The organism is Planktothrix sp. PCC 11201, from assembly GCF_900009135.1.
Classification (GTDB): Bacteria; Cyanobacteriota; Cyanobacteriia; order Cyanobacteriales; family Microcoleaceae; genus Planktothrix.
Map to the genome: position 1 here is coordinate 743,578 of NZ_LT797711.1, position 12,232 is coordinate 755,809.

Annotated in this window: 8 protein-coding genes and 1 pseudogene; 5 read left to right on the forward strand and 4 right to left on the reverse strand. The window is 39.1% G+C overall.

Features of this window, described 5'->3' with window-relative positions:
• The first annotated feature begins 5 nt into the window (after nt 1-5).
• The 3 genes from PL11201_RS26960 to PL11201_RS25215 all read left to right on the forward strand — a co-directional run bounded on the left by PL11201_RS26960 (nt 6) and on the right by PL11201_RS25215 (nt 1,970).
• Nucleotides 6-344, forward strand: coding sequence for a hypothetical protein (locus PL11201_RS26960; protein WP_200816866.1), 339 nt, complete (start codon nt 6-8; stop codon nt 342-344).
• 76 nt (nt 345-420) lie between these two features.
• Nucleotides 421-1,116 carry a hypothetical protein gene (locus PL11201_RS25210; protein WP_079681566.1) on the forward strand — a complete coding sequence of 232 codons (696 nt, stop codon included), beginning with the start codon at nt 421-423 and terminating at the stop codon, nt 1,114-1,116.
• Nucleotides 1,117-1,196: 80 nt separating this feature from the next.
• On the forward strand, nt 1,197-1,970 hold the full coding sequence (locus tag PL11201_RS25215; RefSeq protein ID WP_079681567.1) for a thioesterase II family protein: 774 nt from the start codon (nt 1,197-1,199) through the stop codon (nt 1,968-1,970).
• A gap of 77 nt (nt 1,971-2,047) precedes the next feature.
• On the opposite strand, the gene PL11201_RS25220 is transcribed toward PL11201_RS25215, so the two are convergent.
• Nucleotides 2,048-2,563, reverse strand: coding sequence for a response regulator (locus PL11201_RS25220; RefSeq protein WP_234996844.1), 516 nt, complete (start codon nt 2,561-2,563; stop codon nt 2,048-2,050).
• On the opposite strand from PL11201_RS25220, the pseudogene PL11201_RS25225 reads away from it, so the two are divergent.
• Nucleotides 2,564-3,598 (forward strand): annotated as a pseudogene (locus PL11201_RS25225) (IS630 family transposase); the annotation flags it as partial.
• On the opposite strand, the gene PL11201_RS25230 reads toward PL11201_RS25225, so the two are convergent.
• Genes PL11201_RS25230 through PL11201_RS25240 form a run of 3 tightly spaced genes read right to left on the reverse strand, consistent with a single transcriptional unit; the run spans nt 3,595 to nt 9,643 of the window.
• Nucleotides 3,595-5,481, reverse strand: a complete 1,887-nt coding sequence (locus tag PL11201_RS25230; protein ID WP_079681570.1) for a sensor histidine kinase — start codon at nt 5,479-5,481, stop codon at nt 3,595-3,597. The pseudogene PL11201_RS25225 and the gene PL11201_RS25230 sit on opposite strands and share 4 nt — an antisense overlap.
• Entirely contained in the window at nt 5,453-8,254 is a 2,802-nt protein-coding gene (locus PL11201_RS25235; protein ID WP_079681571.1) for an ATP-binding protein, read from the reverse strand. Before PL11201_RS25235 ends, PL11201_RS25230 begins: the two co-directional genes overlap by 29 nt.
• A gap of 24 nt (nt 8,255-8,278) precedes the next feature.
• A complete protein-coding gene (locus PL11201_RS25240) occupies nt 8,279-9,643 on the reverse strand; it encodes a cytochrome P450 (RefSeq protein ID WP_079681572.1) in 1,365 nt (454 codons plus the stop codon).
• Between the two features lie 244 nt (nt 9,644-9,887).
• Here PL11201_RS25240 and PL11201_RS25245 point away from each other — a divergent pair, with 244 nt between their 5' ends.
• Entirely contained in the window at nt 9,888-12,080 is a 2,193-nt protein-coding gene (locus PL11201_RS25245; RefSeq protein WP_079681573.1) for a phosphoketolase family protein, read from the forward strand.
• Nucleotides 12,081-12,232: the final 152 nt, after the last annotated feature.

Here is a 12,232-nt window from a genome sequence, read left to right on the forward strand (position 1 = left end):
ACTTAATGCTAAGGATACCTGTTCAGAACCGCAATAGTCAAGAAATATTTACTGACGTCAACGTGAGTTCGACGGAGTGTGATGGCAGTGCCTCCGCCTGTAGGATAGTACCGAAGGCGATTAGTAGCCGTCGCCTGCTATTTTTAGATAAAATGATAGACAAGATCGGGTTAGCCTATGTCGATGATGATCAAGTAACCGATATTATCGTTAGGAAGAGAAATTTGTCAGGTAACTTTAAGATAGAAAATATGACCTCGACATTGGCAGAAGGCTTTGCCCGTGGGAATCAATTTTTGCATATTGTCGTGCTTGATGCTCCTGACCAAGAGGTACTTACATGATAAGCTGTTAATTATCTAAATTTTCGAGACGATCCAAGCCAGTAAGGGGTTTCAGCCTCTAAAATATACAGTTTAAATGCTCAACAGCTTATCAACTTTAACTGCCAAGCTCGAAAGAGAACAATTACTCAAATTAGCCGAGAATTATCGCCAAAAAGGTTATGAGATTTTCCTTCATCCTAACCTTGAAGACTTACCTGATTTCCTGAAAAATTATCGCCCTGATCTGATAGTCCGTCGGGGTGAAGAATCAGTCGTTATTGAGGTTAAGTCACGGGCTTCACTCAACTCTTACTCTGATCAATATTTACAAAATTTAGCCCAAGCAGTAGAAAAACATCCGGGCTGGAGGTTTGAGTTTGTGATGATTAACCCGGAGGATATAACCTATTCCCCGAAATCTGAAGGTTCTCTACAAAAGCATGACATAGAATCACAATTGCAAGTAGTAAAGCAACTAACAACGCAACATTTAGACTCAGCGATGTTATATTGCTGGTCTTTAGTTGAGGCAACTTTAAGGTTAATTACAGAAAAAGAAAAGTTGAGTTTACAAAGACTTGACCCACTTTATTTAGTCAAACAATTAGCGACGGAGGGCGTAATTTCCCAATCTGAGTATCGGTTACTAATGGATGCGATCTCATTCCGTAACCCTATTGCTCATGGTTTTAAAACGACACAACTTACACAAAATTTTGTCTATGAACTAATTGAAATTACCGAAAAATTCTTGAAAGATTTGAATACAAGTGATGAATTAATGAACTGAATATCGCTAATTACTCCCATTGACAACTTTAGGCTTCGTTTAGATTTAAAATTTGTTGAAGTTCCACTAAACAGAAATTTATGCAAACAGACCAACTAAAACCCAATCCCACCCTAACTGCTAACTCCTGGGTAACATATCCGAAGCCTAATCCTCAAGCTAAATTACGACTATTCTGCTTCCATTATGCCGGGGGTGGGGCTGTGATATTTCGCTCTTGGTTGGATAGTCTACCCTCAACGGTTGAGATTTGTGCGCTCGAACTTCCTGGACGTAGTTCTCGACTGCGGGAAACTCCTTTTACCCAAATGGAGCCTCTGATACAGACTCTGGGCCCGGCCATCTTTCCCCACCTGACTAAACCTTTTGCTTTCTTTGGTCACAGTATGGGTGGATTAGTTAGCTTTGAATTGGCGCGGCTACTTCGCAAAGAATATAACCAAAGTCCATTACACCTGTTTGTTTCGGGATACCGCGCTCCGCAAATTCCCGATCGCACTCCGCAAATTCACGCTCTACCAGAACCGGAATTTATCAAGGAATTGCGTCGCTATAATGGTACACCGGAAGCGGTACTAGAAAATGCTGAGTTGATGGAACTGTTGCTTCCTACTCTGCGGGCCGATTTTTCGGTAGTTGAAACTTACTCCTACAAGGACGCACCGCCTCTGGATTGTCCAATTACTGCCTTTGGTGGATTAGAAGATTTGAAACCTAACGCCTTGGAACTAGAAGCTTGGCGAGAACAAACCAACTCGGCTTTCTCTGTGGAGATGTTTCCCGGAGATCATTTCTTTTTACACTCAGCCAAATCTCTTGTCCTAGAAAGCTTGGGAAAATCGCTAAGCTGTTAATTATCTAAATTTTCGAGACGATCCAAGCCAGTAAGGGGTTTCAGCCTCTAAAATATACAGTTTAAATGCTCAACAGCTTATTGATCATTGATCAGGGGATCAATTAAATCAGTTATCTGCTCAAATTGAAATTTACGCACTGCTTTTGTTAAAAATTGTATTAGAGGAATTTCTGTATCTGGAATCTCTGTGATTAATTTTATCACAACTTGGACATCGGCTTCCAGTGCTGCTTTATAAAGTTGATAAATCCAGTCCCGAGACATTACTGTTAACGCATCGGAGGTTAGCTGATCTTGTAATACGGGATTTAAGATCGGCTGTGTTTCTGCATAGATATACTTTACTCCTAAATGTTTAGCTAGAGCCTCAAAAATATGATCTTCTGTAAAGGGTTTTCTAATAAAATCATCACAACCAGCCGAAAGCACAATTGCTTTTTCTTCTTCTAATACACTGGCTGTTAAGGCAATAATCGCTGTAGCATTGCCTTTTGTCGTTGATTTAATATATTTAGTCGCTTCATAACCATCCATCACAGGCATTCGCATATCCATCCAAATTAAATGGGGTTCCCATTGGTTCCAAATNATGCTCAAATTAGAGAAAGGATTTTAATTTTATTATTAATGAATGAGGGAAAAACCTATCAAAAGATAGCCAATTTTTTAGAAATTTCCTATCCGACAGTAGCGTACTGGGCTGTTCATGGTGATCCCGATAAAATGGAGAGTTTTATAGATGGAAGAAGCCAAGGAAACTTTCGGAAAGCTACGGCTGAATATGAAGAAATGTTACTAAAAGTAGTAGAAAAAGAACCATCAGAATACGGATATGAATTTGGGAGATGGACAGGAAATAGATTAGCAACATATTTAGAGCAAGCAACAGGAATTAAGTTGAGTGGCTCTCAAGTCAGGAGAATATTACAAAGAAAAAAGTACGTTTACCTTTGGGCAAAGTACAGCTTAGAGGACAAACAAAATCCGGTACACAGGAAAGCATTTAAAGAGAAATTGTTAGAGTATTTAAAAATAGAAAAAGAATCACCTGAACGCTTGCAAGTATGGTTTTGGGATGAAGTAGGATTTAGTTTGAGAGTAATAAGAAGAAAAACCTGGGGGAAAAAGGGAAGCCGAAAAAAAGTAACAGGACAAAGAAGGAAAGGAAGAGTAAATCTAATGGGAGGGTTAAGGTATAGCGATAAAAAAAGAATAAATTTTGTGATTAAGAAAGGAGAATCGGAGACCTTTTATCAACAAATCAAAGCTTTACATAATTGGATTGTTGAAGAATGGATAGAGTCGGGAAAATTAGCCGAAGAATTTTTAGAAACTGGGCCTAAATTAGTAATAATTTTAGACAATGCTAGTTTTCATAAAAAGAAAGAGATTTTAGAGAGAATAGAAGCAGAAATGCCGAATATTAGGTTAGAGTTTTTGCCCCCTTACAGCCCTGACTTTAATTTAATTGAATTGGTTTGGCACTCAGCTAAAGAATATATTGCTCATCGGCTATTTGAATCAGTAGAGCAGTTAGAAGAATTATTGAATAAATTGTTAAACGAAGGAGATTTAATCATTAATTGGTCTCGCAAAATTAAAAACAAAGGAAATGCTATTTATTAAATCAAGCTGCGTAGCAGCTTAATAATGTCCATTGAGTCTTCTTCGTCCTGAAAAACGGTTAAGGTAATTCCGCCTTTGGGGGTAAATTTAATCGCATTACTGAGTAAATTAATTAACACTTGACGTAATTTAACTTCATCACTACAAATATAGTGAGGGACAGTTTCATCTCGTTGAAAGATTAATTTTAATCCGGCATTACTGGCTCGTAAGTCTAGCATATCTTCTAAATCATCTAACAACTGATACAGGTCAAAATGAGTCGGATTTAATGTGGTTTTTCCGGCTTCTATTTTCGATAAATCCAAAACATTATTAATCAGGGTTAATAGATAATCGCCACTCCGATAAATAATTCCGGCGTTTTCGTATTGGTCAGAGGGAAGATTGGAGCTTCTTACCATTAATTGAGAAAAGCCTAAAATGGCATTCAGGGGCGATCGCAATTCATGGCTCATATTGGCAATAAATGAACTTTTGGCTTGATTAGCAACTTCGGCTTTTTCCTTCGCAATAACTAACTCGGCTGTGCGTTCCTCTACCCGATTTTCTAAGGTTTCAAAAGATGTTTGTAACTGACTGGCCATGTGATTAAAGGAATCGGCCAGGGTTTCGATCTCGGAAACTCCCTCGATCTCAACAACCTGACTCAATTCACCACTAGCGATCGCACTACTAGCTTGACTTAAACGCTTAATGGGTGTAGCAATCCAATTTGATGTAATAATTCCTAACCCTATAGCCATAACTAAAGTCAAGAAGCAAAGTAAAAATGTTATTCTGTTATTAGCCTTGATTTTTTCTATAAAATCATCTTCAGGAATAACTATTGTGATCAACCAATCAAAATCTTTCTCAGAATCAAAGGGAACAATTTGCACAAAATATTTTCTATTATTAATCAGAAGACTAAGTTCCTGTTTGGTTTTGATTCCAGCAAAAGAATGAAATTCTTTTTTTAAATACTCTGCTGTTTTTTGAGTAACTAAGTTATTACTATTCAGAACATTTAAACGCCGTTGGGACGGATCATCATTCTTCCGCCAATTTTCTTCCGTACTAGGTGCCAATAAACGTGAAATAAAAGGGATTTCACCTGTAGAAGTACCAATGACTAATCCTTCTCGATCTATAATAAAAGCCTGACCCATTTTACCAATTTTGAGACTTTTTAAAAAAGTTCCCAGTTGAGTAAGAGAAACAGAAGCACCTAAAACTCCTTGAAAGGTATTATTCTGATCATAAAAAGGTATAAAAGTAACAGCAATTAGACTAGAGTGATTAAGTCTAACTCGTGAAACATTGAGTCTCCAAATTAAACGGTTGGCTTTTTTTGTGCTTTTATACCAAGGGTTATTAGGGGGATCATTATGGGGATCATACAAGCTACTTCTAATTAATTTGACTATTTTCCCTTGATCATTAAGCTGATAAGTATTAAATTTATAATTTGTTGATCGATCACGGATACGAACAGCCGGAGAACCATCATCATCTATTTGAACAATTAAAATTTCTTTTTTCTCATTAGCAATAGCTAAAGAACCCAACTCATTAAAAATGGCTCGTTGTTTCCAAAAATATCGCTCCATCATCTTTAAATTTTGCCAAGGGAGAAGCCCGAGTTGAATGGCAGTGGCATTATTTCTAATAACTTGTGTAGGTTTATAAAGATAATTGGTCAAATTTTGATCGATGCGATCGCCGATTTCTGACATTAATTGCTGTGCTATATTTTCTACAGCTTTTTGTCCACTGCGATAAGACAAATAACCCACCAGTCCTACTGCTCCCACGATTTGCAAGACAAAGGGGACAATCAATAGTAATCTCAGGGGAATTTGTCTGTTTTTTTCAGATGTCTTGGGGCGAGGGTTGATCATGGTTTATTAAGGGTTCAGTTAAGTTAATTATCTGTTCAAATTGGAATTTATGCACAATTTTTGTGAGGGATTGTATCAGATAATTTTCTGTATCTGGAATTTCTGTAATTAATTCTATCACAACTTGGACATCGGCTTCCAGTGCGGCTTTATAAAGTTGATAAATCCAGTCCTCAGACATGAATTTGAAAGCCTCGGAGGTTAGCTGATTTTGTAATACAGGATTTAAGATCGGCTGTGTTTGGTGCATGATATATTTGACTCCTAAATGTTTAGCTAATGCCTCAAAAATACGATCTTCTGTAAAAGGTTTTCTAATAAAATCATCACAACCAGCCGAAAGCACAATCGCTTTTTCTTCTTCTAATACACTGGCTGTTACGGCAATTATGGCTGTAGCATTGCCTTTTGTGGTAGATTTAATATATTTAGTCGCTTCATAACCATCCATCACAGGCATTCGCATATCCATCCAAATTAAATGGGGTTCCCATTGGTTCCAAATAGCGATCGCTTCTAGTCCATTCTCAGCTTCTTTTAATTGAAATCCTAGGGGTTCTAAGAGTTTAATTAATAATTTTCGATTAATTTCTTTATCATCAACTGTTAGCAATTTGTAGGTCGGTTGACCCGGAGCTAAACCTAATACTTGCTGCTTCACTTCTAACTGATTACTTATGAGATCTTGACCGAGTTGGGCTTGAATTTGAAATGAGAAGGTTGTGCCTTTTCCTAATTCACTTTCTACGGAAATATCTCCCCCCATTAACTGTACAAATTTCCGACTAATTGCTAATCCTAAACCTGTTCCTTCTTGGGATTCTTTCCCGGCTTGGGTTTGGGTAAAGGCTTCAAATAGTTTCGGTAATTCCGCCTGGGAAATTCCGACTCCAGTATCGCGGATTTTGAAATTGATGGTGATAACATCAGTTGAGTCATCGTCTTCTTCCCGAAAAACGGTTAAGGTAATTCCGCCTTTGGGGGTGAATTTAATCGCATTACTGAGTAAATTAATTAACACTTGACGTAATTTAACTTCATCACTACAAATATAGCGAGGGACATTTTCATCTCGTTGAAAGATTAATTTTAATCCGGCATTACTGGCTCGTAAATCCAGCATATCTTCTAAATCATCTAACAGGTGATACAGGTCAAAATGAGTCAGATTTAATGTGGTTTTTCCGGCTTCTATTTTCGATAAATCCAAAACATTATTAATTAGGGTTAATAGATAATCACCACTCCGATAGATAATTCCCACATTTTCATATTGATCAGAGGGAAGATTGGAACTTCTTACCATTAATTGAGAAAAGCCTAAAATGGCATTCAGGGGCGATCGCAATTCGTGACTCATATTGGCAATAAATGTACTTTTGGCTTGATTCGCTACTTCGGCTTTTTCCTTAGCAATGACTAACTCTGCTGTGCGTTCTTCTACCCGATTTTCTAAGGTTTCAAATGCGGTTTGTAACTGATGAGCCATCTGATTAAATGAATCTGCCAAAGTCTTTAATTCAGAAACTCTTTTGATTTCTACAACCTGATTGAGTTCGCCACTGGCGATGGCACGACTGGCTTTACTTAAGGACTGAATCGGTTTTGCAATTAAATTTGAGGTAATAATTCCTAACCCATTCGCCAGGATTAAAGTGAATAAACAAAGCAAAATTGTTGTCTTGGTATTCGCCTGAATTTCTGATAGAAATTCCGATTCAGGAACAACAATCACCACACGCCAATCTAAACCCAATGAATCCCGATAAGGAATTACTCTAACAAATGGATGTTTCTCGATATTAGGACGGAGTAATTGGGGTCTGCTAATCGCCTGTAAACTGCCAAATTCTCGGATTAAATATTGTGTGACCTCACGGATAATTGGGGTACGACTATCAACTGCATTCAGTCGAGTGATGGTGACGTTACCCTTGACCCGATCAACAGGTTCAGAACTCGGAGATTCATTAATAGGGGATTCATTGTCGGAACTAGCAACCATTAATCCTGATGGTTCTACAATAAAGATATGGTCTAATTGTCCGTTACTTAAGGTTTTCAAAAAGTTACTAATTAGCAACAGATCTAAATTAATACCAAACACACCGAGCAGCTTTTTTTCTTGGTTATAGATGGGGGTACTAGTTGCAATGGCGATAATATTATGTCCAGTATTCCAGCTATAAATAGAACTCCAAATGGGTTTACCTGCTTTAACTGCATCCACATACCAAGGAAATGTTTTCGGAGGTATAGATATTGGCTTATTAGGAATTACCTTGATCACCTTAAGCCGATTACCTTGGCTATCGACTGAATAGACACGATGTTCACTGTCCTCAAACCGTTCATCAAGTCCAAACTCATTCGCATTCTTCATCTGACGACGACTGACACCGATATAATCTCCGTTATCATTACTAAAACCAACCGTCGTAAAATTGAAGGTTTTTACCTGGCGGTAAAAGTATTTTCCAATGGCATTAAAATCATTCAAATTCAATATTCCTGACTCGAAAGCATCCACATTGTTGCGATTGATTTCTCGAGCTTTACCTAAATAACTATTGAGATGTTGTTCAATGCGCTTACTGGTCTGTGTCATCAATTTATCAGCCAGTTTCTCAACAGCTACCTGTCCACTACGATAGGACAAATAACCCACCAGTCCCACCGCCCCAACGATTTGCAATACAAAGGGGATAATTAACACTAATCTCAGGGGAATTTGTCTGGTTTTTTGGGGTTTGCTGGGATGCCAGTCAATCATTACCTAGTGTAACCCCCTGATATGCTATGGTTTTTGCAGTTGTGGACACTTTTTTAAGAGTTCCATTTTAATCCCACCTTTTGGGGCTAAAGTTACTCCTCGACGCACCGCTTTTACAGGTTGTTTTTCCAACAAATTTAATTGATAATTTAACAAAATTGTGGCTAAAACTAACTTCATTTCATATTGAGCTAAAGCCATTCCTATACATAAACGGCTACCTCCACCAAAGGGAAGAAATTCATAGGGAGAAAACTTACGTTCTAAAAAGCGTTCGGGTTTAAATTGATCCGCTTGCGGATATAAATTTTCCCGTCGATGGGTTAAATAAATACAGCCAACTACTGGGGTTTTTGGTGGTAGTTGATAACCCATTAAATCCACTGATTCTTGATTTTCTCTGGCAAAAGTTAGCATTGCAACGGGATAAATTCGCAATGTTTCTTGACAAACTGCTGTTAAATAGGGCAAGCGAAAAATATCCATTCCCTCAGCATTTTGGGGTAAACTTTTTAGCTCTTGGATTAATTTTTCATAGACTTCTGGCTGATTATGAATCCAATATAATGCCCAGGACATCGCCGTAGCGGTGGTTTCATGTCCGGCAAATAATAACGTTAATAATTCGTCTCGTAATTCCTGATCTGTCATCGGGTTGCCTTCTTCGTCCCTAGCTGTCATCATTAAACTCAGAATATCCTTGCGAGATTCATCGGGGTTTTCACGACGTTCTCGAATTTCTGTATATAATAACTCGTCAATTTGTTGGCGTTGTTTTAAGAAATATCCCCAAGGACTCCAATGGCCTAAATTCTGTTGTAAAATAGGAAAGAATAAAAAACTAGAACTAAAAGGAGATTTAAAAACGTCTAATATTCCCGATAACAAACATTTTAACTGACTATATCGCTCTCCCGCATAGACCCCAAAAACCACTTTTAGAATCACATCTAAGGAAATTTCTTGCAGGGTTTCTCTGGCAATAAAAGCCTGTCCTTCCGAGAATTGACCGATGACTTTATGGGTAATATTCGTAATTAATTCCCCATAATCTCGCATTCTTTCCCCATGAAAAGAGGGCATTAATAATTTTCGTTCTCGTTTGTGGCGATCGCCTTCTAACAGAAACATAGAGTTATCTCCGGTTAAAGGCTCTAAAATTCTGTTAAAATAACCTGGAGCTTCAAAAACATCATCAGTTAAAATTTTCTGAATAGCTTGGGGATGACTTACAAAAACCCACGGGGTGTTTTTCCCCAAAATATAATTAGTAAAGATATCCCCATATTTTTGGGCATGGGTATCCATATAATCTAGGGGATCAGCAATCCAATAGACTTTTTCTAAGAAATCTGGACTGGAAGATGCGGGAGGCAGTTGTGTATTCATCATCAAAGTTTTAGAATGATCAAATCAGGTTAGACTTTATTCTATGGTAACGATATAGAAAAAATTTACAATAGGGTTTCAATATTCCCCAGATCCCTAACCATAGATTGGTTTTATATCTATTTATTTTAATCAATGATTAGAGCTTTTTTCCCGAGTTCAAAAATACTATCATTTTTCGGGACAAGTAATTGTAAAATAAATATTAACTCAAAAAATCAGAATTACCGAGAAGGGATTAAACATGACAACAACAATACCAGAATTTTGTCAAGGAATTCAGTATTTTAAAGACAGTTTCCCTGAATTTGACCGCTATGGGAATAGCCCAATTATTGCTGAAAATACTGTATCAATTGCCGATGCCCATGATCCTAAAGCGGCCTATCAAACCCTACTGTATGCCGATGCCCTGCGGTATTTAACCTTACAAATCACCGCCAGTAAAGCCTCGGGACACCCGGGGGGATTTGCCTCCAGTGTCGAAGCCTACGCTGCCTTGGTGATGCTGGGTCATAAAAATATTATGACGGAAGTGGGACACCATGCGCCAGGGTTTTACAGTGCGGTCTTCTTGGATCGCTCCCTGGAGGAGATGGGAATTGTCACTGTCCAACAATTGCGCGATCGCTTCCGTGAAAAACACGGACTCCTGGGCCACCTTTCCGGTTTTATTCCCGGCCTGCTCAACCCCGCCGGGCCATTGGGACAGGGACAACATTTTGCTATGGCCGCCGCCCTGTTGCACCGAAATGTGCTATTTCCCTTCACTCTTGGCGATGGGGGCATGGGGGAACCCTACCCCATGAGTAGCATGATGCACTTCCACACTGCCTATCCTGAAGTGACTAATTTCTTGCCTGTGTTGGTATGGAATGGTTACAGTCAGGAGCATCATAGCATGGTTTCGACGAAAACCAATGCAGAAATGATTGCCTATTGGAAAGGGAATGGATTTTCAGAAGTGATTTTAGTCGATGCCAAGGATTTTGATGACCAAAATCAACCGGGTAATTATGTTGATAGTACGGCTTTTTCTATTAATAAACGGATTGAATTTACCCAAGCTATTTTAGTCGCCATGGATAAAGCGGCAAAATTAGCTTTGGGTGGTCAATTAACCGTGTTTATTATTAAACAATTGAAAGGCGCCGGAGTTCACGCCCTGGGTGCAAAATCCCATAATCTTTATCCGGGAGATACCCTAGATAGTCCCCATATTATTAACGCTTTAAAACAACGGGCGTTACCTGTGGTGGCTTGGGAATTGGTGCGGACAAATTTAGAACGTTCCAGTGGTGGCCCGGCTGCTAAAACCGTTGTCACGGAGTTTGATTACCATTTACCAGATTTGGGTGAATTACCCTTAGAAGAATATCCGGTTGGCGGTGATCCCAAGGTTTCCACAACCGCAATGGGGGCATTAGTTGTTCATGTGGGGCAAAAAGATCCCCATTTTATTGTTACCAATGCTGATGGCAATGCAGCCTCTGGAATTAACAATATTAACCAGGGATTAAAGATTATTCATCCGACAACGGATAATATTTATTTCCAACAACCCCAGGGGCAAGTTTATGAACCTTTAAGTGAAGATGCTTGTGCCGGGTTAGCGGTGGGATTATCCTTATTAGGAGCCAGAACTTTATGGTGTTCCTATGAGTCTTTTGCGATTAACGGTGTGCCAGTTTTACAAACCGTCGCCCAAGCTATGGCTGAGTTGCGGCGGGCTACCCCCTCAACGGTGTGTTTATTCACCGCCGGAGCGTTGGAACAGGGTCGGAATGGTTGGACACACCAACGGCCTGAAATCGAGGCTTATTTCGCCGCCATGATGCGGAGTGGTAACGTTTTCCCTGTGTTTCCCCCCGATGCCAATAGCATTCAAGTGTGCTATGACTGGGCTTTAACCACCAAAAATAAGAGCATTATTATCACCGCCAGTAAGTCCCCCTTACCCATCCGCACGACGTTTGAGCAAACTCGTCAAGGGTTAAAAGATGGGGCTGTGGTCTTACAGGAAGTTGCGGGGGATAAAACCGTTGTGTTTGCGGTAATTGGGGATATGACCTTAATTCCGGTGTTTGAAGCGGCGGCATTTTTGGAAACGGAAGGAATTGGGGTGCGAATTGTTTCTATTATTAACCCCCGGCGTTTATATCGTTCTCACGATGTTTTATCTGAGACTTGTTCCGAACCCGACAACGATTTTGCCAGTGATGAAACCTTTAATCAACTGTTTGCTGGAGATGCGTTAATTGGAGTAACAGGCGGTTCTAGTTTGATGTTAGAACCGATTATGTTACGCAGCAATTCTAAGCGGGATACTTTCGCTTGGAAACGGGGCGAAACCACCGCTAGTGCCGGGGAGTTAATGGCATTTAATGGCATTACTTCTGAGGCGTTGACGAAACGAGCTATTGAGTTAATTCATTAGTGAACTCAGGTAGAGACGTTAAATTTAACGTCTCTACTTTATTGTTAATTGAGGAGATATAATAATATACAATTTAAGGATATAACCCTTCTGTCAACTTCAATAGCCAGCTACAATCATAAAAATAGCGAGCGAGGACGCTACAATACAAA